The sequence below is a fragment of the Pediococcus acidilactici genome (assembly GCA_024970065.1).
Classification (GTDB): Bacteria; Bacillota; Bacilli; order Lactobacillales; family Lactobacillaceae; genus Pediococcus; species Pediococcus acidilactici_A.
In genome coordinates, this window is record CP103908.1 from 701,923 (window position 1) to 726,860 (window position 24,938).

General features: G+C 38.0%; 18 protein-coding genes. 14 read left to right on the forward strand and 4 right to left on the reverse strand.

All coding sequences use genetic code 11. The features are described 5' to 3' along the window. The first annotated feature begins 128 nt into the window (after positions 1–128). From NYR25_03275 to NYR25_03315, 9 genes are all read left to right on the forward strand, one after another. Positions 129–1,499, forward strand: a complete 1,371-nt coding sequence (locus NYR25_03275) for a sugar porter family MFS transporter (GenBank protein UWF34423.1) — start codon at positions 129–131, stop codon at positions 1,497–1,499. A gap of 19 nt (positions 1,500–1,518) precedes the next feature. Then, a complete protein-coding gene (locus tag NYR25_03280) occupies positions 1,519–3,114 on the forward strand; it encodes an FGGY-family carbohydrate kinase (GenBank protein ID UWF34424.1) in 1,596 nt (531 codons plus the stop codon). 14 nt (positions 3,115–3,128) lie between these two features. After that, a complete protein-coding gene (locus NYR25_03285; GenBank protein ID UWF34425.1) occupies positions 3,129–3,857 on the forward strand; it encodes an L-ribulose-5-phosphate 4-epimerase in 729 nt (242 codons plus the stop codon). Between the two features lie 33 nt (positions 3,858–3,890). Further along, entirely contained in the window at positions 3,891–5,315 is a 1,425-nt protein-coding gene (araA, locus tag NYR25_03290; protein ID UWF34426.1) for an L-arabinose isomerase, read from the forward strand. Between the two features lie 357 nt (positions 5,316–5,672). Beyond that, complete coding sequence (gene ald, locus NYR25_03295) at positions 5,673–6,779, forward strand: alanine dehydrogenase (protein UWF34427.1); 1,107 nt, start codon at positions 5,673–5,675, stop codon at positions 6,777–6,779. Between the two features lie 35 nt (positions 6,780–6,814). Continuing rightward, positions 6,815–7,867 (forward strand): bifunctional threonine ammonia-lyase/L-serine ammonia-lyase TdcB, encoded by a 1,053-nt coding sequence (tdcB, locus tag NYR25_03300; protein ID UWF34428.1) that lies wholly within the window; start codon positions 6,815–6,817, stop codon positions 7,865–7,867. 44 nt (positions 7,868–7,911) lie between these two features. Further along, positions 7,912–9,846: an OPT/YSL family transporter gene (locus NYR25_03305; GenBank protein ID UWF34429.1), complete on the forward strand. Its 1,935-nt coding sequence runs from the start codon at positions 7,912–7,914 to the stop codon at positions 9,844–9,846. Next, the gene (locus tag NYR25_03310) at positions 9,839–10,192 is read left to right on the forward strand and encodes a PqqD family peptide modification chaperone (GenBank protein ID UWF34430.1); all 354 of its coding nucleotides are present in this window, start codon (positions 9,839–9,841) and stop codon (positions 10,190–10,192) included. Before NYR25_03305 ends, NYR25_03310 begins: the two co-directional genes overlap by 8 nt. A 24-nt stretch (positions 10,193–10,216) precedes the next feature. Beyond that, the gene (locus tag NYR25_03315) at positions 10,217–11,644 is read left to right on the forward strand and encodes a C69 family dipeptidase (protein UWF34431.1); all 1,428 of its coding nucleotides are present in this window, start codon (positions 10,217–10,219) and stop codon (positions 11,642–11,644) included. A gap of 361 nt (positions 11,645–12,005) precedes the next feature. On the opposite strand, the gene NYR25_03320 is transcribed toward NYR25_03315, so the two are convergent. Beyond that, positions 12,006–14,285, reverse strand: a complete 2,280-nt coding sequence (locus NYR25_03320) for a helix-turn-helix domain-containing protein (GenBank protein ID UWF34432.1) — start codon at positions 14,283–14,285, stop codon at positions 12,006–12,008. Between the two features lie 181 nt (positions 14,286–14,466). Between NYR25_03320 and NYR25_03325 the strand changes: the two genes are divergently transcribed. Genes NYR25_03325 through NYR25_03335 form a run of 3 tightly spaced genes read left to right on the forward strand, consistent with a single transcriptional unit; the run spans position 14,467 to position 18,211 of the window. Further along, positions 14,467–15,840, forward strand: a complete 1,374-nt coding sequence (locus tag NYR25_03325; GenBank protein ID UWF34433.1) for an MFS transporter — start codon at positions 14,467–14,469, stop codon at positions 15,838–15,840. Positions 15,841–15,857: 17 nt separating this feature from the next. Beyond that, complete coding sequence (locus tag NYR25_03330; protein ID UWF34434.1) at positions 15,858–17,018, forward strand: ArgE/DapE family deacylase; 1,161 nt, start codon at positions 15,858–15,860, stop codon at positions 17,016–17,018. A gap of 14 nt (positions 17,019–17,032) precedes the next feature. Beyond that, positions 17,033–18,211 carry an ArgE/DapE family deacylase gene (locus NYR25_03335; GenBank protein ID UWF34435.1) on the forward strand — a complete coding sequence of 393 codons (1,179 nt, stop codon included), beginning with the start codon at positions 17,033–17,035 and terminating at the stop codon, positions 18,209–18,211. A 76-nt stretch (positions 18,212–18,287) separates the two neighbouring features. On the opposite strand, the gene NYR25_03340 is transcribed toward NYR25_03335, so the two are convergent. Then, positions 18,288–19,280 carry an AraC family transcriptional regulator gene (locus NYR25_03340; protein ID UWF34436.1) on the reverse strand — a complete coding sequence of 331 codons (993 nt, stop codon included), beginning with the start codon at positions 19,278–19,280 and terminating at the stop codon, positions 18,288–18,290. 113 nt (positions 19,281–19,393) lie between these two features. On the opposite strand from NYR25_03340, the gene NYR25_03345 reads away from it, so the two are divergent. Together NYR25_03345 and NYR25_03350 are read left to right on the forward strand one after the other, a co-directional pair. Continuing rightward, on the forward strand, positions 19,394–20,659 hold the full coding sequence (locus tag NYR25_03345) for an MFS transporter (GenBank protein ID UWF34437.1): 1,266 nt from the start codon (positions 19,394–19,396) through the stop codon (positions 20,657–20,659). Between the two features lie 6 nt (positions 20,660–20,665). Beyond that, complete coding sequence (locus NYR25_03350; protein ID UWF34438.1) at positions 20,666–22,243, forward strand: alpha-rhamnosidase; 1,578 nt, start codon at positions 20,666–20,668, stop codon at positions 22,241–22,243. A 76-nt stretch (positions 22,244–22,319) separates the two neighbouring features. On the opposite strand, the gene NYR25_03355 is transcribed toward NYR25_03350, so the two are convergent. Then, the gene (locus tag NYR25_03355) at positions 22,320–23,597 is read right to left on the reverse strand and encodes an alpha-L-fucosidase (protein ID UWF34439.1); all 1,278 of its coding nucleotides are present in this window, start codon (positions 23,595–23,597) and stop codon (positions 22,320–22,322) included. 15 nt (positions 23,598–23,612) lie between these two features. Continuing rightward, positions 23,613–24,929, reverse strand: a complete 1,317-nt coding sequence (locus tag NYR25_03360; protein UWF34440.1) for a PTS transporter subunit EIIC — start codon at positions 24,927–24,929, stop codon at positions 23,613–23,615. Positions 24,930–24,938: the final 9 nt, after the last annotated feature.

Genomic DNA, 24,938 nt, shown 5'->3' on the forward strand with positions numbered 1-24,938 from the left:
CCATAAGTTAAATTGATGCTAATAAATTTTTAAAAATTATGTTGACTTGTCCGTATAAATATTCTAATATGAAAGCGTGTTAATGAATACGTTTTCAAAGAAATGGAAACGGTTTAAGGAGGAATAGCATGGGCAAGGAAAAGAAAATTCCAAGTGGATTTATTTACTTCTTCGGTTCATTTGGAGGAATTTTGTTTGGTTATGACATTGGGGTAATGACCGGGGCACTCCCGTTCTTACAACATGATTGGAATTTATACGGTGACGCCGGTGTAATCGGCTGGATTACTAGTGCGGTAATGTTTGGAGCTATTTTTGGAGGCGCTTTAGCCGGTAACTTATCAGATCGACTTGGTCGGCGGAAAATGATTTTGATTTCATCATTAATTTTCGTAATTGGTTCGCTATTATCTGCATTATCGCCACATGATGGTCAAATTTATCTGATAATTGTCCGTATTTTCTTAGGATTGGCAGTAGGAGCAGCTTCAGCGCTAGTCCCAGCGTACATGTCTGAAATGGCACCTGCTCGTTTACGGGGGCGGTTATCTGGAATCAACCAAACGATGATCGTTTCGGGAATGTTGTTATCTTACATTGTGGATTTCTTACTTAAAGATTTGCCTGAAACAATGGCATGGCGGTTGATGCTTGGTTTAGCTGCGGTTCCCGCAATCATCCTTTATTTTGGGGTGTTACGACTACCAGAATCACCTCGTTTCTTAGTTAAGAGCAACGACGTTGAAGGTGCACGGCGGACATTGACTTATATCCGTAACGAAGCGGAAGTAGAACCCGAATTGAAAACGATTCAAGAGACTGCCGCCGAAGAAGCAAGTGCCAACGAAAAATCATCCTTTGCACAATTGCTAAATGGTAAATATCGTTACCTAGTAATTGCCGGGGTCGGCGTGGCTGCCTTCCAGCAATTCCAAGGTGCTAACGCAATCTTCTACTACATTCCATTAATTGTTGAAAAAGCTACTGGTAACGCTGCTAGCTCAGCCTTAATGTGGCCGATTATCCAAGGGGTGATTTTGGTATTAGGTTCGTTAGTCTTCTTATGGATTGCTGATAAATTCAAACGGCGGACGCTTTTGACGATGGGGGGCACCATTATGGGATTATCGTTTATCCTCCCAGCAGTCTTAAATATGTTTATCAAGGACATGAATCCAATGATGATTGTAGTCTTCCTATGTATTTACGTAGCATTTTACTCGTTTACTTGGGCTCCACTAACTTGGGTAATTGTTGGGGAAATCTTCCCGCTAGCTATTCGTGGTAAAGCATCTGGGGTTGCATCTTCATTCAACTGGATCGGTTCATTCTTAGTTGGTTTATTATTCCCAATTATGACGGCAAACATGCCCCAAGAAGCAGTGTTTGCAATCTTCGGAATCATTTGTTTATTAGGTGTATTGTTTATCAGAACTCGGGTACCCGAAACCAAGGGTCACAGTCTAGAAGAAATTGAAGAACAAGGACTTAGAAAATAAGAATTTGGAGATTTTGAAAATGAATATTGTAGAAATATCAAACCAAATCGAACAAGGAAACGTCGCCCTCGGAATTGAGTTAGGTTCCACCCGAATTAAAACGGTTTTGATCACTAACGACTATAAGACGATTGCTTCTGGTAGTTTTGTTTGGGAAAACCAATATAAAGACAACATTTGGACGTATTCGCTTGAAGATGTTTGGAAAGGAATCCAAACCAGTTATTCAAAGATGGCGGCCGAAGTCAAAAGCAAGTATCACAAGCCCTTAACCAAAATTAAGTCGATTGGGATCAGTGCGATGATGCACGGTTACTTGGCCTTTGACCAAAGCGGTGACCTATTAGTGCCGTTCCGGACGTGGCGGAATAACATCACTGAAGAGTCGGCAGCTAAATTGACCGAAGCATTTAATTTCAACATCCCCCAACGTTGGACAATTGCTCACCTATATCAAGCTATTTTAAATGGCGAAGAACACGTTGAAAATCTGGATTTCGTCACTACCTTAGCCGGTTACGTACACTGGAAATTATCGGGCGAAAAGGTGTTAGGAATTGGAGATGCTTCCGGAGTCTTTCCAATTGATGAACAAACTGGCTATTACTCAGAAGAAATGTTAGCAACCTTTGCTGACTTGCCAGAAGTTAAACCATTTAACTGGGATATTAAGCACGTTTTGCCAGGTGTTAAAAAGGCTGGTGAAAATGCAGGAAAGCTATCCGCTCAAGGCGCTAAACTATTAGACCTTACGGGCAACTTACAAGCGGGTAGTTTGATGGCTCCTCCAGAAGGGGATGCTGGAACCGGAATGGTTGGAACTAACAGCGTTCGTAAGCGGACCGGAAATATTTCGGTTGGTACTTCCGCCTTTTCGATGGTTGTTTTAGAAAAACCGTTGAAATCTGTTCACCGGGATATTGACGTAGTTATGACACCAGATGGGGCAGCAGTGGCAATGGTTCACGTTAATAATTGTTCCTCAGATATTAACGCCTGGGCCCAAATTTTTAACGAATTTGCGACTCGACTGGGGATTAACTTAACGCCGGATAAGTTGTACGAAGCACTGTTTTTAGAGGCAGCTAAAGCGGATCATGACCTCGGCGGATTGGTCAACTACAGTTACCAGTCTGGTGAAAATATCACCAATATCAAGGCGGGTCGGCCACTGTTTGTTCGGAAGCCAGACAGCCACTTTAACTTGCCAAACTTCATGCAAACCCAACTTTATTCCGCATTTGCGCCACTAAAAATCGGAATGGATATTTTGAGTAAGGAAGAGAATATTAAAACCGACGTAATGATCGCGCAAGGCGGGTTGTTCCGGACAGCCGTAATTGCACAGCAAGTTCTGTCAGACGCCCTCAACACCCCAATTACCGTAATGAGCAACGCTGGTGAAGGTGGGCCATGGGGAATGGCAATCTTGGCAATGTACGCTGCCGATAACCAGGGACAAAGCTTAAGTGATTATTTAGACTACAACGTCTTTAACAATCCAGAAAGCATGACTTTGAGTCCCGAACCAGAAGGAGTGGCGGCTTACAACGAGTTTACTAAGCAGTATGAAGCGGGCTTGCCAGTTGAAGCGCGTGCCGGTGAAGTGATTTAGAAAGGGGAGATTTGATGCTAGAAAAACTTAAACAAGAAGTTTACGAAGCTAATATGCAGCTGCCGAAGTTGGATTTAGTTACGTTTACCTGGGGAAACGTCTCCGGGATCGATCGCGAAAAGGGATTATTCGTTATTAAACCTTCGGGAGTCTCGTATGAAGAAATGAAACCCGAAGATATGGTGGTAGTTAATTTAAAGGGGGAAGTTGTTGAAGGGGATATGAATCCTTCTAGCGATACACCAACCCACACTGTTTTATATAACGAATTTCCGGACATTGGAGGAATCGTGCACACCCACTCTCCATGGGCAGTTTCATTTGCAGCAGCCGAAATTGACGTGCCCGCTTTGAGTACGACCCATGCCGACACATTCTACGGCGACGTACCGGTAACTCCAGCCTTAACTAAACAAGAGATTGAAGAGGCGTACGAAGAAAATACTGGTAAAGTAATCGTTCGAGAATTTAAGGAACGGAATTTGGATCACAATGCGGTTCCTGCTGTATTGGTTAGCCAACACGGACCGTTTACCTGGGGTGCTACACCGGACAAAGCGGTTTACAACGCTAAAGTATTGGAAGTCGCTGCTGAAATCGACTATCACGCTTTACAAATGACCCGGCGGAATATCGAAGTTCCTCAATACTTATTAGATAAACACTACTACCGTAAACACGGTAAGAATGCTTATTATGGGCAAAATAATGCCAAATCTAAAGAACACGCACAAAGAAAATAAAAATATTTTTAATTAGAAAAGGAGCGTTTTAACATGAAAAAAATGCAAGATTATGAATTTTGGTTTATTACAGGTAGTCAATTCCTATATGGTGAAGAAACCCTTCGTTCAGTAGAAAAGGATGCTCGCGAAATCGTTGATAAATTAAACGAATCCAAGAACTTACCTTATCCAGTTAAATTCAAGTTGGTAGCAACCACTGCTGAAAACATCACCCAAGTAATGAAGGATGCTAACTATAATGACAAGGTTGCCGGGGTAATTACCTGGATGCACACCTTCTCACCAGCTAAAAACTGGATCCGTGGTACTAAGTTATTGCAAAAACCATTGCTTCACTTAGCAACTCAATTCTTAAACCACATTCCATACGACACCATTGATTTTGATTACATGAACTTAAACCAATCTGCTCATGGTGATCGTGAATATGCATTTATCAACGCACGTTTGCGGAAGAACAACAAGATCATCACTGGTTACTGGGGTGATGAAGATATTCAAAAACAAATCGCTAAATGGATGGACGCTGCCGTTGGTTACAACGAATCATTCGGTATCAAGGTAGTAACCTTTGCTGACAAGATGCGTAACGTTGCGGTTACTGACGGTGATAAGATTGAAGCACAAATTAAATTTGGCTGGACCGTCGATTACTGGGGAGTTGCGGACTTAGTTGAAGAAGTTAATGCTGTTTCTGAAGACGACATCAACAATAAGTACGAAGAAATGAAGAAGGAATACAACTTCGTTGAAGGAGAAAATTCTTCAGAAAAATTCGAACACAATACTAAGTACCAAATTCGTGAATACTTTGCATTGAAGAAGTTCATGGACGATCGTGGATACACCGCCTTCACAACTAACTTTGAAGACTTAGCTGGTTTGGAACAACTTCCAGGATTGGCTGTTCAAATGTTAATGGCTGAAGGCTATGGCTTCGCTGGTGAAGGGGACTGGAAGACCGCTGCTTTGGATCGCTTAATGAAGATCATTGCGCATAACCAACACACTGCCTTCATGGAAGATTACACCCTTGACCTCCGTAAGGGTCACGAAGCAATCCTTGGTTCACACATGCTAGAAGTTGACCCAACGTTAGCTAGTGATACGCCACGGGTCGAAGTTCACCCACTTGACATCGGTGGCAAGGATGACCCAGCACGCTTTGTCTTCACTGGTATGGAAGGCGACGCGGTTGACGTTACGATGGCTGACTACGGTGATGAATTCAAGCTAATGTCTTACGATGTTCAAGGCAACAAGCCTGAAAAAGAAACACCACATCTCCCAGTTGCTAAACAACTTTGGACACCAAAACAAGGTTGGAAGAAGGGTGCTGAAGGTTGGCTCACACTTGGTGGCGGTCACCATACCGTACTTTCCTTCAATGTGGATGCTGAACAATTGCAAGATCTCAGCAATATGTTTGGTTTGACATACGTTAACATCAAATAATTGTTTACTAAAATAAATGTTTCTAAAAGAACTGATCGTTAAAGCGACCGGTTCTTTTTATTGTGATTCTTTAACGGGGGTAAAAGTACCGACCGAAAAAATATTAGTAGATAAATGTTAATAGTACGGATTTAAGGGCGTCGCAAAGGATTATTTTTTGTGAATGTGAACCCATTGTTTTTAACACCCTTAAAGTATTTTGTGACATTTTATTCGTTGATTCGGTACCGATAAAGTGAAAAATGTTAATTAAACCCATAATTTATTATTTTTGTTTTTAATATAAAAGATGTGTAATTTTGATTACAATGTGCAATAATGTATGGGTAGTTAAATAAATCACAAGGAAGTGTCTTTATGCAAATTGCTGTTATTAAAGAACAAAAAGAAGGGGAAGGCCGGGTAGCGGCCACGCCGGAAAATGTTCAAAAAATGGTTGATGCCGGTAATGAAGTCTTAGTTGAAAAGGATGCCGGAATTGGCGCAGGCTTTTCTAACGAAGAATTCGAAAAAGCTGGTGGGAAGATCGTTTCTCATGAAGATGCATGGAAAGCGGAGTTATGTATTAAGGTCAAAGAACCTGATGCTGAAGAATACCAATATTTTGATAAAGGTAAAATTATTTGGGGATTCCAACATCTAGCATCTTCTAAAACAACTGTTGAAGCAATGATGAAGGCCGGAGTTACTGCAATTGGTGGTGAAACCATTGTTAAAGATGGCAAATTAGAGTTGTTAGCACCGATGAGTCAAATTGCGGGACGTCGTTCAGTAATCATGGGAGCTTATTACCTTGAAGCACAACATCAAGGAGAAGGGATTTTAGTTTCTGGAATTCCTGGAGTAATCCCTGCTGGACACGTAGTAATTTTTGGTGGTGGAAACGCTGCGACTGGTGCTGCGGACACTGCTTTAGGCTTAGGATGCTCAGTAGTAATTATTGAATTAAAGGACGATCGAATCGCTCAATTGGAAGAACAATATAAGGGTAAAGATGTTCGCGTAGTTAAATCGAACGAAGAAAATCTTGCGAAAGAAATCAAAGATGCAGATATCTTTGTATCCACAATCTTAATCCCAGGTTCTAAGCCACCAAAGTTGGTTAAAGAATACATGGTAAAAAGTATGAAGAAGGGGTCAGTAATTGCTGATATTGCAATTGACCAGGGGGGAACGGTGGAAACCATTGATCATCCAACCACAATCGATGACCCAGTCTTCATTAAAGATGGTGTAATTCACTACGCCGTTCCTAACCAACCTGGTGCCGTTCCACGGACTGCTACGATGGCGTTGGCAGCTGGTAACCTTGACTACATTTTGGAAATTGCCGATAAGGGAATTGAAGGAGCAATCAAGGAAGATAAAGCTTTAGCATCTGGAGTTAACCTCTATGAAGGTAAGGTAACTAACAAGGGTCTTGCAGATTCATTAGACCTTCCTTACATTGAGTTAAACATATAAATGATTATTAACTTTTAATTTATGGGGTGAAAGACGTGAAAAATAACGAACCAAGAAATGAAGTAGTTGCTCAAACTTATGACTTATTAAATTTAAACCAAATTGAAGAAGCACGCAGAGTAATCAGTAAATATGCTCGTCGAACTCCGTTGGTTCAATCGATGTTTTTAAGTAATAATGTTGCCCATGCAGATGTGTATTTAAAACTTGAGAATATGCAACTTACCGGTTCATTTAAATTCAGAGGAGCTAATAATAAGATTAACCATTTATCTGATGAAGAAAAGAAGCGTGGAGTAATTACAGCTTCAGCTGGAAACCATGCGCAGGGAGTTGCCTTAACTGGCAAGCTTTCTGGAATTGACACCACGGTCGTAATGCCAGACGAAGCTCCTCAAATGAAGCGAGATGCTACTCGTGGTTACGGAGCTGAAATTGACATTCACGGAGCAACTTTTGATGATGCTCACGATTGGATGCTTGAAAGAGCCAAAAGAGAAGGTAAAACCGTTGTTGATCCATTTAATGACTCGCTCATTTGTGCTGGACAAGGAACTATTGGCCTAGAAATTCTTGAAGATTTAGTGGACGTAGAGACTGTTATTGTGCCAGTTGGTGGTGGTGGATTAATTGCAGGAATTGCTACGGCAGTTAAGTCAATCAACCCTTCCATTCACGTAGTTGGGGTACAATCCGAAAACGTTCACGGAATGAAAGCTTCGGTAGACGCAGGCAAGATTGTAAAACATCATGATGACTTTACCCTTGCTGATGGCACTGACGTAGCTACACCTGGTGACATTACTTACGGAATTGTTTCTAAGTTAGTTGATGAAATTGTCCTAGTTAGTGAAGAAGAGATTTCTATGGCAATGAAGGACTTGATGCAACGGACTAAGATTGTTGCAGAAGGCGCTGGCGCATTACCAACTGCTGCACTTGAAGCAGGCAAGATTGATAAGAAGTGGATTGAAGGTAAGAAAGTCGTTGCCTTGGTTTCGGGTGGTAACGTTGACCTTCAACGTGTTTCACAAATTATTGATCACTTCTTCTCCCCAGTTGATACACACAAAGTTGGGATTGGATAAGCCTATTAGGTGTCAGTGGCTATTAAAGAAAGGGATTGAATTGGATGGCACAAAATGTTTCTAAGAAAGATTATGGTGGTAATGGTAAGGATAAATACGTTCCTTACGTTACTAAAAAAGGGCATGGTGGAAGTATTGCCATTTTGATTATGGGAATTATTTTAGCCGTGATTTTTGGAGCGTCAACGGCGTATTCAGGGATGAAGGCCGGATTGACGGTAGCAGCAGGAATTCCTGGGTCGATCATTGGTTCAGGTTTGGTAAGCATTTTCGCTAAGAAAAAAGGAATTCTTGGTAAAAATATTTTACAAGGGATGTCTAGTGGTGGTGAAGCTGTCGCTAGTGGAATGATTTACGTCCTTCCAGCAATTATCTTAATTGGTGGGCGCGTTAACTTTTTTACTGGCGTAATGGTAGGCGCTTTAGCCGTGATGTTTGCCATCGGGAGTGCCTCGTTAGTGCAAAATTACCTGATTGTGGAAGAACACGGTCGGCTGGCGTATCCCGAATCCATGGCGATTACCGAAGCGTTAGTGGCTTCGGAGAGCGGTGGGGATTCACTAAAATTTCTGGGCGTCGGCTTTGGAATTGGTGGCTTAATCACCTTGTTTACTTCCCAGGTTTTTGGCTGGGTGAACAGTATGATCACGTATACCGGGAACTCATTTTACCGTTGGAAAATGTCAACAGAAGTTAACCCTATGCTAGCCGGAATCGGGTTTGTCGTTGGCTTAGAAGTGGCAATGACTATGTTTGCTGGGTCAATCTTATCAAACTTTGCGGTGGTGCCTTTAGTTAGCTACTTTGCACAAATGGCAGGCAGCGGGGCGCACGTTTGGAATGATGCCGCATTAAACATCTCACAAATGAGTGTCGATGACGTCGCGGGGTCTTACGTTAAATACATTGGTGCTGGAATGATGCTTTGTGGAGGAATTATCGGAGCAGTCAACTTGATCCCCGTAATCTGGACTTCAATTAAAAAGGTACTTAATGCGCGGAATAGCACTACGGAAGACAAAAACGCTTTAGGATTAATTGCTCTATTAGCTTCAGTAATTGCTATTTTTATCGCTGGTTTCATTATTTCTGGTTCCGTCATCGTTGCTTTGCTTGGCGGAGTTTTAACTTTGATTTTATCGTTGTTGTTTGTAATTGTTTCCGCTCGACTTGCGGGGACGATTGGTTGTTCTAACGAACCGGTGTCAGGAATGACCATCGCATCGTTAGTAATTATGACTTTAGCCTTTGTATTGATGGGCTGGACTACTAAAAATTACACAGAGATCTTACTTTTGTTTGGGGTATTTATCGTTACCACGGTTTCGGTTGGTGGCGGTTATATGCAAACCCAAAAAGTTAACTACATGATTGGCGGCTCGAATAAGGAAATGATGAAGTACTACATGATTGCAGGTTTCGTAGGAGTTCTCACCGTAATTGGAACTACGGTACTTTTAGAACCACAATTGCGAATCACGGGTTCCAACCCACCGTTTGGACTGCCACAAGCTAACTTAATTGCAACTTTAACGTCTGGCATCATGTCTGGAGATTTACCATGGATTATGATTATCGTTGGAATTGTGATGGCTTTAGTTTTCTGGATGCTAGACTTGCCAATTATGACGGTTGCACTAGGTTTTTACTTACCAATTTCAACTACTTCAATTATTTTAGTAGGGGCATTATTAAAACTTTTGATCAATAAGACTACTAAAGACAAAGAGTTACGTGACAAACGGGTACAAAGCGGCGTTAGTCTTTCTTCAGGATTAATTGCTGGTGGTTCAATTATTGGCCTCGTAGGAATTATTTTCCACGTTACTGGTATGTTGGGTAATAGCGCACCAAGTGGCTTTTTAGCAAGCAACGAAATGGGACTAATAATGTTAGCAATCATGGCGGCTGCAATCATAATGCCACTGTACATGATTAAAAAGACTGGCAATCAAAAGAAGGTTAAGAGTCGTGAGTAAGTCGCCTAAATTAACGGACGCTGATTTAAAGGAATTGATCTTTAAAAAAAATCCACAAGTTGATTATAAAGTTGAGGGTGAAAAAGTAACTATCATTCGCGCCCAGAATCATTGGATTCAACAGTTTTTACGAAAATTACATTTTAAAATTCCAGAATATACTTATCTGGATTTGGATGAATACGGAAGCTTTGTATTTCGCCAAATTAACGGACAGCGTAGTGCGTACGAAATTGGTCAGAATTTAGGCGCTCATTTTGAAGAAGCGAATGATTATTTATATAGTCGACTTTTACTATATTTGAAACAATTAGAAGTTAACGAACAGATTATTGAACGAGTTTAAAGAAATTTAAAAGGAGGATTTATCATGACGGATAGAATTGAAATGTCAGCATGTACTTCAGTAATGGTTGGAAAAAAGGCTTCGCTCGATGGTGCAACCTACATTTCCAGAAATGAAGACCGGTTAGTAGCTATTCATCCAAAACGCTTCTTGGTTCAACCAGCCGTCTCAGGCCGACAAGAAACTTATAAATCACCATATAACGGGTTAACCGTGCCATTACCAGAAAGTGGGTACCGTTATACTTCAACACCTAACGCAGATGAGAGCGAAGGACCTAACGAAGAAGACGGATTCAATGAAAAGAACGTTGGTGAAAGTGCCACGGAAAGTGTTTACGCTAACGAACGAGTTTTAGCGTACGATCCATTTGTTAAAAATGGTTTAGCAGAAGATTCCATGACTACGTTAGTATTACCATTCATTGATTCTGCTCGGGATGGGGTTCGTTACCTAGGCGAACTGGTGAAAAAGTACGGTTCAGCAGAAGGTAATGGCGTCCAATTTAATGATGCTGACGAAGTGTGGTACATGGAGATTGTTACGGGTCATCAATGGGTTGCCGTTCGGATCCCAGATGATTGCTATGCCGTGGCAGCTAACCAAATTGCGATTGAAGATATTGACTTTAACGATCCTGACAATTATATGTGGGCGGACGGCATTCAAGAATTTGTCGAAAAGCATGGTTTGAATCCTGACGAAGATCGCTGGAATTTCCGGCACATCTTTGGAACGGATACGGAAAAGGATCATCATTACAATACTCCTCGGGTTGGGTTTGCTCAACGTTACTTAAACCCGGAGATTGAACAAGATCCTGAATCACCAGATCTACCGTTTATTCGGAAAGCTAGTCGAAAGATTTCGGTTGAAGATATTCAATATATTCTGAAGTCGCACTATAACGAAACTAAGTACGACCCATTAGGAAGTGGTAGCGAACACGATCGGAAGACGTACCGGGCAATTTCCTTATCTCGAACGGCCAATTCACATATTTTACAAATGCGGGATAGCCATGAAAATGAAGCCGCGGGAGTTCAATGGATTGGATTCGGGGTGCCGAGCTTCTGTCCACACGTGCCATTCTTTACCAACGCTAACGATACTGACATCTCCTACCGCGAATTACCCGAAGAAATGTCGTTAGATAGTGCATACTGGTTATACGAAGCTTTGGCAATGGTGGTGGAATCCCACTATGCTGAATTTATTCAGGATGATTTAGATTATCAAAAGGAATTATCACAATGGGCACGGACTAAAATTGAGGAAGTTGATCAAGTAGCTAAGGAAATGTCGGGTGAAAAATTGACGGAATACCTTACCGAACAAAATCACCTGATTGCACAACATTACAATAAAGAAACCAAGAAACTTTTAGCTAAGCTAACTAAGCAAGGCGCAGAATTATCAAAACTGACGTTTAAGATGGATCCTAATTTGTAATCTGAAAGTAGATTGAAGGATTCATGAATGGTGAGATCAATCCATGGATTGACCTCATTTTTTATTTTTTAAAATTAAAGCTTCTGTGTGGATGAAAAATTTTATGCGGAGCACAAATAAAGTGGCCGCTAGGATCTACTAGGATCCTGGCGACCATTATTTTCTTTGTAATAATGCCAAATTGCAAAAAATGGTAAAGATTAATCTATATAAATTTGGTTAAAATGTTGTCTTTTTTTGGTAAGTTTACTATTTTAATAAACTGACTTCGTAGTGAGAAAAACTTTATTAGGTTAGCCATGGTAATAGTTTAAATATAAAAGATTATATCAAAGATGCATTACTGCCTTATGTTAAGGTGCTATATAATATTTTTTACTATAAAAAGTTCCATTGCATTATAAGTTAAACATTCAGCTATTTGTAAAGAATTGATAGTTTTCGTTTCGTATACCGAAAGTTTAGGAGTTGCGTGTTGGGAAACATAATCAATCGTTTCTTTATCCATTCCAGAAGGTGTCTGCAAACTGTTTGTTAGATAGTACAGTGCACCATGTAACATATCAAATTGGTACTTTTTTATACGATACTTTGAATTAGGTAGGTTATTTAAAATGATATTTAATTTTATTTCTTCCTCCCGAAGTAATATTTTATTATTTGATAATTTAGGGTCAAAGATTGTAGGGTTCAACAATAATAACTCAAAGCTATCGTTATTGGTGGTAACTAAAACATGGTTATTACAGAAAATTAATTGGCCTCTTAGTCTACTGAGTAGTGATAAGGAATAAAATGCAGGTCTTTTTCCGTTATGGTAATGCATTAAGCTAATACCTAGTCCATTAGTTTTGTTACCATTTGCAAATTCTAATATTTCTGTATTAATCCAAAATCCAATGCCATCAATTTCTCCAAGTCGATCAATGATATTTTTTGCAATTAATGCTCCTCTAAAGAAGTGCCCGTTGGTAAATTCTGTTTGACCTGTTATAGTGTTCCAATTAAGCAAATAGATTGGAGCATTAAATTTTAGTATTTTCAAAACTTTTTTTATTACTTTTAGCTTTTGATCATCATTTTCAGCACTTAAGAAATGTTTATCACTATCTACGTCGTCATTCTGATTCAAACTGTAGTCTAGAAAATCGATTGAGGTCTGAGATTGCACAATGGGATGTAATAAATCTAAGCAAGCTTTTTCTCTTACGGCATTTCCTAATGAAATGCCATATTTGCTTTGGGTAAAGAACTTATTGAATAGGTTAACAAATTTTATAAATGCTTTACTTGTTATATGAGTTTGGCTGGATTCAGAAGGTTTAAATAGAAATCTCCAATTTTGGTGGGAATTTTCGGTATTTAATAAATTTGAAAAATGAACACAAAATTCTTTAAATAGAGGAATATTTTTAATGAAATTTTCTTCGTGAACGATCATCAAAGGCGCAATGTTTTGAGTCGTTAAATAATTAAAGATTTCATCCCATACTTCAAAAATTGAGCTTATAGTTTTAAGATTAGAATCTTTTTGTGGTGAAAAGGAGTTTGTATTTAAGTCCATGCAGATTGAAAAAGGTCTAATTGATTTTGTGATTTCAGATAATTGTTTTTGAACGTTTTTTCTAAGCAGTTGGTGTGGATTTCCAATAATGATGAATACCTTTGGTAATTGAAATTGGGGGTATCTTTTAACATTACTTTCTAAAAAATCAACAGAGTAAGAATATTCTGTTTTTTTTACGGAGTTTATTTTGGAGGTTGAATATTCTGGTGCTTCTAAATACTTTTTTAAAAAGGTGATAATATTTTTGTTTGATTCTATTGAAAGATTAAGATGTCTTTTTTCATTACCATATAATTCTCTATATTCTGAAGGGGATAGATTGGTAATTTTTTTGAAGAGCCTGTCAAAAGTACGGGTGTTGTTAAAGCCAATTTCGGTTGCTATAAAATCAATATCTTTATTAGTTGTAGTTAATATATTAATTGCCTCTGCAATTCTTAATCTAGATAAAAAATTATGCAATTTTATTCCTGTAGATTTAGAAAAAAGACGTGATATGTATGAATTAGATAGATAAAAATTGTTTGAAATATTTTGCAAATCAATTGGTCTATTATAGTTAAGCTTAATGTATTTTATGACGTCGGAGATGATTCTATTTTCAGAATTGAGTTCACTAAAATATTTTAAATTAAAGTTCAAAAATTCAAGTGCTTTTCTTTCAAAAGTTGAAGAATGACCATTTTCGGAAATCCAAAGTAAAATTAATTTAGCAAAGTTTTGTTGTGCTGTTTGATAATAATTCTTAAAAAAAGATGTATTTTCTTTTGGGGCAATAGTAAATAGTATTTGGGGAAGATCTGGTATTTGTTTTTCACAATACTGAATTGGAAAAATTAAGATACAGCCAAGAGAACCACGTTTTGCAGTTAATTTGTAAATGCCTTGAGAATTTAACGAAAAAATCTCTCCTTCCGGGATGCAGGTGTTGAAGCTACCATCACGGGAGATTTCTTCTACTTCTAAAGTTCCCTTTACAGCAAAAATGAAAGCGGTATCAAAAATGTTGAAACGTTGTTTTTCATTAATAAACAACAGATAAGGAGCTAAAGTAATTTTTTTTAGTGCAGACAACTGGAAACACCTCCAATATTAAATAAATTATACACCAGAAGACAAAAATTGCTCTAGCAGAAAAAATATTTGAAATAAGAAATATTAAGGGAAAAATATGTAAATTAATGGCCACATAAAGGATTGTGAACAGACTATAATTCGAATTGTAATATTTTTTGACAATTTAGAGGTGAATGATATGCAAAATAGGATTGTAAATAAGAATAAACAACGAGCGATGCTATTAGGAATTGTTCTATCCGTCTTAACATATTGGTTATTTGCACAATCAATTGTAAATGTTATTCCTGATATACAAGAAAGCCTAGGAATAGATTCATCAGTGGTGAGTTTGGCAGTCAGTTTAACTTCTCTTTTTTCTGGCTTATTTGTTGTTTTAGCAGGCTATCTTGCTGATAGGATCGGACGAGTTCGAGCCACGTACATTGGACTTTTTTTTAGTTTAATGGGTTCAGGTTTAATTAGTATATCTCAAGGACCTACCTTATTAATTATTGGCCGTATTGTACAAGGCCTTTCTGCGGCTTTTATTATGCCTGCAACACTTGCAATTATAAAGAACCAATTTATCGGCGATAGACGAAAAAATGCGTTGAGTTACTGGTCAATGGGGTCATGGGGTGGATCTGGAATATGCACTTTCGCTGGCGGAGTGATTGCAACAATTTTATCATGGCGTTGGATTTTTATTTTTGGAATTTTTTTTACATTAATAGCGATGGTATTACTGTGGGGAACGGAAGAGTCAAAAGTTGTATATAAAAATCATATAGCATTTGATTTCCTGGGACTTACATTTTTTTTGATTTCAATTTTGTCTATTAATATATATTTGTCAAAAGGAGCTGCTTGGGGGTGGGGTAGCCTTCCTTCATTTTTAATTATCTTTATTGCAATAATAGTTGGTATCTTTTTTGTTGTTACAGAAAAGAGAAGGGAAAAGCAACCATTCGTAGACTTTAAATTGTTTAGAAATATAAAATTTACAATTGCAACACTTTCAAATTTTGTATTAAATGCGGTAGCAGGCTCTTTAGTAATTATTAATACGTTTATTCAACGTAATTATGGAATTTCTCCATTGGAAACGGGATATTTATCTATACCTTATTTTTTAACTATTTTATTTTCAATAAAAATAGGCGAAAAAGCAATCAATAAACGAGGTTATGTATTTCCAATGGTTTTAGGCAGTCTAATAGCGAGTTTCGGTGTTTTACTGAGCTCCCTTACTTTTCTCGATAGAAATTTATATTTTATTTTTGTGTTTTTCGGATATACGTCACTTGGAATAGGGTTAGGGTTATACGCAACTCCGTCAACCGATCTTGCCTTATCTAATGTTCCCGATGATCAAGTAGGAACAGTCTCAGGTATCTATAAGATGGCGAGCTCTTTAGGCGGTGGCATTGGAAATGCAGCCTCGCTAGCCATTTTTTCAAGCTTATCAACAAGGGGGTTAGTTGTTTCAGCGAAGTGGTCACTCCTATTTAATGTAGTTCTTTGCATAATTCCAGCACTTCTAGTGTATATGTCACTTAAGAAAAAATAAAATGGAGGATAGAAAATATGAATAAGATAAAAAACAACTGTTTTTCAGACCAGGAGAAGGTAAACATCCTTAAAGATTTAGTAAATATTAATACAAGTAATGGGAATGAAATTGAAGCCGCAAAATATATTAAAGAATTGCTAGAAAAGTTTGGAATAAGTTCAACGATAATTCCTATTGTAAATAAACGGGTTGATTTAGTAGCGGAAATTGGGACTGGTAAACCGATTCTTGGCATCTCAGGTCATATGGACGTTGTGCCTGCGGGTGATGAAAGTAATTGGAGTAGCGACCCGTTTAATCTTGAAGAACGTGATAATAAATTATACGGACGTGGAGCAGCAGATATGAAGTCGGGATTGGCAGCGATGATCATTGCTATGATTCAAATTAAGGAAAGTAATTTGTTATCACATGGAACCATTCGTTTGATGGCTACGATGGGTGAAGAAGTTGGGGAATTAGGTTCGCAGAAACTTTATGAAAACGGTTATATGGATGATGTGGATGCGCTTGTAATTGGTGAACCATCAGGTTATATGGTGGTATATGCTCACAAAGGTTCTATGGATATTAAACTAGAATCTCAGGGTAAGGCGGCACATAGTTCGTTACCTGAAGAAGGATTTAATGCCATTGATCCATTGATAACGCTTTTAAACAAGGCAAATATGGTATTTAAAAATTCTAGCTACCAAAATCCTCTATTGGGTAAAGCAACGTTTAGCACAACTATTATTAAAGGCGGAAATCAAGTTAATTCAATTCCAGAATTTGCAAGTGCTGAAATGAATATAAGAACGATACCGGAGTTTGACAATCAAGAAGTAGAAAAAGTTATGAAAGAATTAGTTCATGAACAAAATGAAACTGGAGCAGAAATAACGATGGATATTTATATGTCACAGCCCTCAGTTGAAACGAATAGTAGTTCGTCATTAGTTGAGCTAAGTAAAACTTTAGGTACGAAATACGCTGGTTTTAAAGTTGAGGCAGTTGCTATTCCTCCAGTTACGGATGCTTCTAATTTATTGAAGGGTAAATCAAAGAGTTTTCCACTAGCTATTTTCGGCCCTGGAAGCGATACTCCCCACAAAGTTGATGAATATGTTGATAAGCAAATGTATCTTGATTTCACGCGCTTATATGTTGATCTATTTACATCATATTTGAATTAAGAAAGAGTGATAACATGACTGAAAGCATTGAACGTAAGTTTTCGGATGATGAGAAACTTGAATTATTAGCTGACTTGATTTCATTTAGGACAGTCAATAATAATGAATTTAGTGTTGCGAAATATATACAAAATAAATTGGCACAATATAAAATCGATTCAGAAATTTTACCTGTATCAGAAAATCGTGCAAACATCATTGCTGAATTAGGAAAGGGAAAACCTATTATTGGAATTTCTGGGCACATGGATGTAGTCTCAGAAATCGATGCCAGTAAATGGCAAAGTGATCCATTTACCATGACTGAAAAGAATGGTAATTTGTATGGTCGGGGAACGGCAGATATGAAATCCGGATTAGCAGCAATGATTATCACGTTGATCGAATTAAAACAGCGTGATTTACCAAAGAATGGCACAATCCGATTTATGGCAACGGTCGGAGAAGAAATTGGAGGAATAGGGGCAAATAAACTTCATAAGTATGGTTATACGAGGGATATAGACGCATTAATAATTGGAGAGCCATCTAATCATGAAATAATTTATGCTCATAAAGGATCGATGGATATAAGACTTACTTCTTATGGGGAAGTAGCACATAGTTCAATACCTGAAAGTGGGTTCAATGCGTTAAATCCAATTATATTAATATTAGCGGAAGCCAAAAAGATTTTTGATTCAGTAACGGTGTCTAATGAAACTTTAGGTGATTTGAAATATAATGCTACAATTTTACATTCGGGTGATCAGGTAAACTCGATACCTGATAAGGAGTTTGCGGAGATGAATGTAAGAACGATACCTGAGTATTCAAGTGAAAAGGTTGAAAAAGTTTTTCAAAAATTAGTCGAGGAACAAAATAAACAAGGCGCTAAAGTGAAAATGGATATATATATGGTAGAAGAACCGGTATTAAAAAGCTCCCGTAACAGACTTATTGAATTAGCAACTTCAGAGGCAAAAAGGACTTTAGGAATTGAATATAAAACGACAGCAAGTGTTGGTGTAACGGACGCTTCTAATTTACTAAAGGATCATTTAAATGTAGACTTTCCATTTATAATGTTTGGACCAGGAGACTATCGAGTTGCCCATAAAATTAATGAATACGTGAATAAAAAAGAATATTTATGTTTTTCAAACATTTATAGCAATCTTTTAATTAAGTATTTAGAACCACGGACAGATTAGTCTTTAAAATTTTAAAAGTGTCATAATTAAGCGGCCGACGGGATTTACTGAAATCTTGTCGGTCACTTTTTGTTAGTTAGTATAAATCATCTCGATTTTTGATTAATTCGGTTTTATAGCTAATGGGGGTGGTATTCACGTATTTTTTGAATAATCGATTTAGTGATGACGGGTTTTTATAACCGATTCGTTGAGAAATTTGATCGAGAGATAAATTAGTTTGAAATAAAAGCTCTTGGGCTGCGTAAAGCCGACGCTGTTCAATTAATTCTTTAAATGTTTGGCCAGTAGCTGCTTTAATTTTATTACTAAGATAATTCATGTTATATCCAAAATGCTTACTTGTATACTGCAAATTAGTGGTCGAGTAATGCTGCTCAATATATTTTAGAATTGCGAGTAATTCAACATTGCTGTCCGCAGTAAAATTAAGGTGGTGATGACTAACCAACGGAGGTAATTGCGTAATTAAAGTTGAAAAGAGTAATTCTAAGACATGATTATTTATCGTATGAGCAGACACAAATACTGCGTAAAATAAATCCATAATTAAACTACGAGACAACGATTCTGCTGGCAAATCAAAGATCATGAAGTTATGGTTCGTGGTTTTTAAATTGCAATTTTGTAAAAAGTCTGTCACTGGGTTAGTTTGACCCGCAAGTAATTCTAGTAAATGAGTAACGGTCAGCGAGTTTTTTAGTAGGATGTTAATTATAGTGTCATTTTCTCCAGTATAGCCAATCTTTTGAACAGTATTTTTATCCATTAATAGTAATTGACCTTGTTTGAATTCAAATTGTTCGTTGTTTAACGATTGAATACAGTTTCCAGAGTACATATAGTTAAGTTCGATAAAGTCATGAGTATGGGCGGGAACATAAGAAAAACGATTTCCCTTAACGATGGTTAAATCACCGTGCTTGAAAAAATTATATTTAGGCATTTTGGGAATTGGACTTTCCTTAAAGTTAAGCTTCATATAATTATAATTTGCATGATTTTTCCGTTGAGTTTCCTCTACGTAGTTCAAGTCACGTATTTTTTTATCTAAAGCAATAAAATCCATTATAAACTGCTCCTTTTAACTACCTGTAGTTTTGCAATTATTCGGGTGGACTGGAGATATTGTAGCACTTATTTTAAGCGCTTACAATGAGACTAGTTAAGGAGGAGAGATATATGCAAAAACAAAGTGATATTTTAGTGAAAAAGTACCGACCTTTAGCTACAGCAGCAGGGATCGGTTCAATTTTGGGCTCTGGAATCATTGTTGGATTATCGGCAACTATTACGGTATGGCAACAGGGATTAGCGCTATCAAACACACAGGTTGGAGTGATTTCTGGAGCATTAACTTTTGCAATTGCGATTGGTTCATTAATTGCTGGATGGATTACCAATATTTTCGGGTTAACTCGATCATTTAACTGGTTAAATTTAGGTTACGCAATTGGAGCATTAATATGTGTTTTAGCTAACAGTTATGAAATCTTATTAGCAGGAGTTATCATCGCTGGATTAGCTTCAGGAGCAGACCTACCAATTAGCTTAACGGTTATTTCACATGACGTACCGGACGATAAAGCTACGGCAAAATTGGTGTCTTTTACCCAAATTTTTTGGCAAATTGGGGTGTTTTTCTCTTACGGCTGTGCTTTTTTAGTTTCTAAAATGACGGGGGCAATTGGTGCGAGAATTGTTTTTGCTATTTTAGCAATTTGTGCCGCAGTTACTTTTATCTGGCGGACATTATCACCCCGATTTAAAAATTTTCATTACGAAGCCAATCAACGAATTAATCAGTTACAGCCAACGAAAAGTACTGAATCTGGTTCATTAATAAGAATACTTCGGCAAAATCATAAATATAGCTTATTCTTTATTTGGATTATGATCTTCTATTGTTGTTGGAACTTGCTGGCAAATACATTTGGACAATTTCAAACATTTACTTTGGTACAAGCGCACGCTACTCAAAGTTTTGCTACTGGAGCAGGATTAATATTAAACGTAATTGCCTTGCTGGCGTCGATTTCGTTTGCATCAGTAGCAGGTAGTCGTTACCGAAATAAATTTTTTATAGTTGGTTCCATTGTTGAACTATTTGCTATGTTAGGCTTGGCGTTAAGTAGTCACGCATTATGGCCAATTGTAATTGCTATTGGATTCTATAATTTAGGTAATAATATTGCTGGTGAGGCCATGTATAAAGTATGGACACAGGAATCTTTCCCTATAGACAGTCGGGCTTCGGTACAGGGATTTATTAATGGATTTTCTCGTTTCTTATGTGGGATTTTTGCATTTGTTACACCTACGCTAGTTTTACCAAGCCACATCCGTATAACCATGTTTGGCTTTGCTGGAGTTGTTGCTGTGTGTTTGGTTGCGGGACTGATAATGATTCATCTACAAAAAAAGTACCAGATTAACGTTGAGGAGTGAAATACGATGGCATTTACGTTTCAAATTAATGATAATGTAGAATTCAACCATGATAAATTACTACTAAAAAAAGCAGATGATAACGTTCCCGAATTAGTTAAGCAAGTGGTAACTCCAACAAAACTAGTTGAGACGGTAGCTAATGAAGGACTATTAGATAACGTGGGGATACAGAAGGTGGCCGATATTGCTCAGCTTAGTCAAATGAGACTCGGTAGAGATGAACGAGTGATTTTAGATTTTGGAGATCACTATGTCGGGCGTTTCTCAGTTAAAATTAAATCAGTTGGATCGCCCATGGATGCCCCATTAACATTAAAATTAAAGTTCGCTGAGTTACCCACTGAATTAAACCAAGAGAGTAAGGATTACCATGGCTGGTTGAGTCGTTCGTGGATGCAAGAAGAAGTCATTCACTTGGACGAATTACCTACAAAACTATCGTTGCCTCGCCGATACAGTTTTCGATATGTGGAACTTAAAGTGGTGGATACTTCTCCTAAGTGGCAAGTTAGCTTCTTTGAGCCCACGTTAATTGCCGAAAGTACAGCACATGGGATACCTACTCAGTTTGTTACTAACGACGTCCTTTTAGAAAAGATTGACCAAGTAGGGTTAAAAACACTTGCTGATTGTATGCAGAATGTTTTTGAAGATGGCCCAAAACGGGATCGACGACTTTGGATTGGAGATTTAAGGTTACAAGCATTAGCAGACTATGAAACTTTTGATAACCGACGATTGGTTAAAAGATGTTTGTATTTGTTTGGAGCGCTAACAGCTAAAGATGGGCGAATACCTGCTAACGTTTTTGTGAAACCGACTTATACACCAGATGATACCTTTCTACTCGATTACAGTTTATTTTTCGTTAGTATTTTAGACGATTATTTCCGTCATACTGCTGATCAAACGATGTTGGACGACTTATACCCAGTAGCTAAAAAGCAAATTGACTATGTAATAGAAAATATGGTTCAAGAGGATGGTAACGTCATATTTGATGAAGATTATCCAGTTTTTATTGATTGGTCTAACGAATTTAACAAGGATACCGCGGGAATTGCCATTATTATTTACACTTTAAGACAGTTTATACATTTGGCAAGGCATCAAAAGTTACCTACTATTAACCACTACAAAAAAAAGTTGGAACAGATTGTAAATTATGTTAAACAAAACCTTTTTGACGAAGAAAAGGGATTATTTATCTCTGGTCCCAATCATGAAACTAACGTTGCTAGTCAAGTCTGGATGGTTTTAGCTCAAGTAATGACTCCTGAAGAAAGCCAACGATTGATGACTAATACGGTCAAAAAACTATTTCCAATTAAGGGGATTGCAACTCCGTATATGTATCACCACGTTACTCAAGCACTTTTTGAAGCCGGATTAACGGATGTGGGAGTTCAATTACTAAAAGACTATTGGGGAAAGATGATTAATTTAGGGGCTGATACATTTTGGGAAGCTTTCGATCCTACAAGACCTAGCTACTCACCATACGGTAGCTCAATGGTTAATAGTTATTGCCACGCATGGAGTTGTACGCCAGTATATTTAATGAGAAAATATTTAAATTAGTTACTTGTGTTAGAAATAGGACACTAAAAAAGCGTTTGAAATCCCTTGGGAGGGAAGTGAACGCTTTTTTGAATATCTAAAATAAATCTGTAACCGGGTTATCCATGGTGATTTTTAAGCCCATTATCGGATCAGATAAACTATTGTTAGCCATATTTTGTTGACTAACCACGTGGGAAGCCAAATTTTTAAGTTGTAGGTTGCGTGGGTGAAAGTATTTCTTTTCAGCGAAAGCGTAAATATAGCGGTCTTTTGCGGTAAAATACCAATTATTCTGTTTTAGATTAGGAACGGCTCGGGTACCATATATGCCGTCACCGTAGGTTACCAACCATTTTCCTAATTGATGAATCAGTTTTAGAGCAGGCGTTGGTAAAGTGCCATCAGGTTTAGGCCCGATGCCCAAAATGATGTTTCCACCCAGTGAAACAATCTTTACAAGATAGTGTAAAATCTCTGGAAACGTTTTGTAAACGTCATTAGGAACGTAGCCCCAGTTTTTTGCTAAAGGGAGGTTACTTTCCCAGACCTTATGTGGAATTACCTCCGGAACTTTTCGTTCGGGAGTTACATAATCTTCATATTTGCCACCAATGGTGCGATCAACAATTAGAATTTGTGGCTGAGATTGTTTGATCTGGGGAACAATACTGTCCATGTCTAAAAATTCATGGTGTTCGCTATTTACCCAACCACCGTCTAGCCAAAGAATATCAACTTTACCGTAATTACGATTAATTTCCAGTAGTTGATTTTTAACAAAGTCGTTAAATTTTACCCATCGTTGAGGATTGGAAAGCGGGTCATACGAAGCATAACGGCCCCGGGGATCAGAACCAGGAGTCCAATAGTAAGGACAGTGCCAATCGGCCTTAGAGTAATAGGCTCCTACTGCGATATTATGAGCATTAAAGCTCTCGGCAAATTCTTGGAAAAGGTCTTTTCCAGTGTAATGAGTCACGTTGTAGTCTGATTGTTGAGTGGCATACATATTGAATCCGTCATGATGCTTGGTAGTAAAAATTGCATAACGAAAGCCAGCATTTTTAATTTCAACAGCCCATTTGTCTGGATCATATTTAAGCGGGTTAAAGGAATGGGCTAGATTCCAATAATCTCGGCGAAGGGTGGTAAGATCGCTTCTCCAAGGCTTTTTGCGAGCCCAGGTGTCTTCTTTGGAAAGTTGCCATGACTCAACAATTCCAGCCACTGAATAGAGGCCCCAATGAAAAATGACCCCAATTTTTTGGTCTTGAAACCAACTAAGCTGTTGTTGTTGGGAATCGGTAAGCGAAGCGTATTCTTCAGTGACAGATTTCTGATGTTCAACGATATCTTGTCGAATTTTTTTCATTTTACATAACCTATATTAAATTTTTTTGCTACGATTACTGGCAATAACGAATGGTAAATACAAGAAAATATCTAAAATAAATAAGAATGCAGATAATAAAGTTGCCGGTATATCACCCGCAGTTGTCACCCAGGCGGTTAGTACTGGCGGCAAAGTCCATGGCGGAATTACCACGCTTTTAGCTACGAGACCTAGGGCAGTTAGGGGATAAGCAATTGCTAAATTGATGATGGGTACAAATAAAAATGGCACCGCAAAAAATGGATTCATTACGACGGGCATCCCAAACATAATTGGTTCAGAAATGTTAAAGAAACTAGGCAGTAGTCCAAGCTTAGCAACGTTGCGGTAGTCTTTTCGTTTAGAGCCCCAGAATATGGCAATTAAGAATGGCAAAATTGCACCAGTTCCTCCGAGCAATGTATACATACCAATCCATGGATTAGTAACAATGTTAGGAACGGTATGGCCAGCGTTGAAAGCATCGATATTTTGCTGAATAGCAACTAGCATTGAGGGAGAGGTCACGGAAGAAACGATGTTTTGACCGTGTAATCCAAAGAACCATAAAATTTGGGTTAGAATTTGAACTACAAAAAGTCCTAATGGAGATTCTAAAGCAACTTGTAAAGGTAGGGAGATTACGTCGGTAATTAATTGCGGCACGTTTTGCCCCGCAATTTGAGTATAAGTAAAGGTTAAAATGGCAAATAAAATGATTACTAATGATTCAGGAATTAATGTATTGAATGATTGAGCTACTGCAGGAGGTACTGAATCGGGCATCTTAATTTGAAACTTCTTTTTACTAGAAATCCAAACTAGTAGCTCGGTACTTAATAGAGCCGCGATAATTCCTACAAACATTCCTCCAGAAGAAGTTAACGTTTGGGCATAAATACCAGCGACTTGGACGGGCTTAGTGGCCCCCACGGGAATAACGTCATTGTAGAGAGGAAACATGATTAAAGTAGTTGCTAAACTCAAAATTCCGGCATGAAGTGGGTTGACTTCTTTAGAATCAATTCGGCCATTAGCAATGTAAAAATTAGTTAACCGATAACCGATTAAAAATGAAAGCAATATAGTCATAATTCCCATAGTTCCTTGATTTACCATGGTACCAATGTCAACTAATTTAGTTGCGTAAGGGAACGCCTTCACTACGGTTGCATTAGTGAAAACCAGAGAATTAAGCAAAATAAAAAGTGAATTAACCATAATAATTGGCATAATGTCAATAAAAGCATCCCGGATAGCAACTAGGTGCCGTGATTCGGACACTTTAGTAGCTACAGGAATCAGCCACTTGGTAATATATTTGGTAAGCACGGGCTTGCA

Excerpts from the sequence above, each read along its gene's own strand:
- NYR25_03285 (UWF34425.1), top strand. The coding sequence starts at position 3,129 with ATGCTAGAAAAACTTAAACAAGAAGTTTACGAAGCTAATATGCAGCTG.
- ald (UWF34427.1), top strand. The coding sequence starts at position 5,673 with ATGCAAATTGCTGTTATTAAAGAACAAAAAGAAGGGGAAGGCCGGGTA.
- NYR25_03315 (UWF34431.1), top strand. The coding sequence starts at position 10,217 with ATGACGGATAGAATTGAAATGTCAGCATGTACTTCAGTAATGGTTGGA.
- NYR25_03330 (UWF34434.1), top strand. The coding sequence starts at position 15,858 with ATGAATAAGATAAAAAACAACTGTTTTTCAGACCAGGAGAAGGTAAAC.
- NYR25_03340 (UWF34436.1), bottom strand. The coding sequence starts at position 19,280 with ATGGATTTTATTGCTTTAGATAAAAAAATACGTGACTTGAACTACGTA.
- NYR25_03275 (UWF34423.1), top strand. The coding sequence starts at position 129 with ATGGGCAAGGAAAAGAAAATTCCAAGTGGATTTATTTACTTCTTCGGT.
- NYR25_03335 (UWF34435.1), top strand. The coding sequence starts at position 17,033 with ATGACTGAAAGCATTGAACGTAAGTTTTCGGATGATGAGAAACTTGAA.
- araA (UWF34426.1), top strand. The coding sequence starts at position 3,891 with ATGAAAAAAATGCAAGATTATGAATTTTGGTTTATTACAGGTAGTCAA.
- NYR25_03350 (UWF34438.1), top strand. The coding sequence starts at position 20,666 with ATGGCATTTACGTTTCAAATTAATGATAATGTAGAATTCAACCATGAT.
- NYR25_03280 (UWF34424.1), top strand. The coding sequence starts at position 1,519 with ATGAATATTGTAGAAATATCAAACCAAATCGAACAAGGAAACGTCGCC.
- NYR25_03355 (UWF34439.1), bottom strand. The coding sequence starts at position 23,597 with ATGAAAAAAATTCGACAAGATATCGTTGAACATCAGAAATCTGTCACT.
- NYR25_03325 (UWF34433.1), top strand. The coding sequence starts at position 14,467 with ATGCAAAATAGGATTGTAAATAAGAATAAACAACGAGCGATGCTATTA.
- NYR25_03345 (UWF34437.1), top strand. The coding sequence starts at position 19,394 with ATGCAAAAACAAAGTGATATTTTAGTGAAAAAGTACCGACCTTTAGCT.
- NYR25_03305 (UWF34429.1), top strand. The coding sequence starts at position 7,912 with ATGGCACAAAATGTTTCTAAGAAAGATTATGGTGGTAATGGTAAGGAT.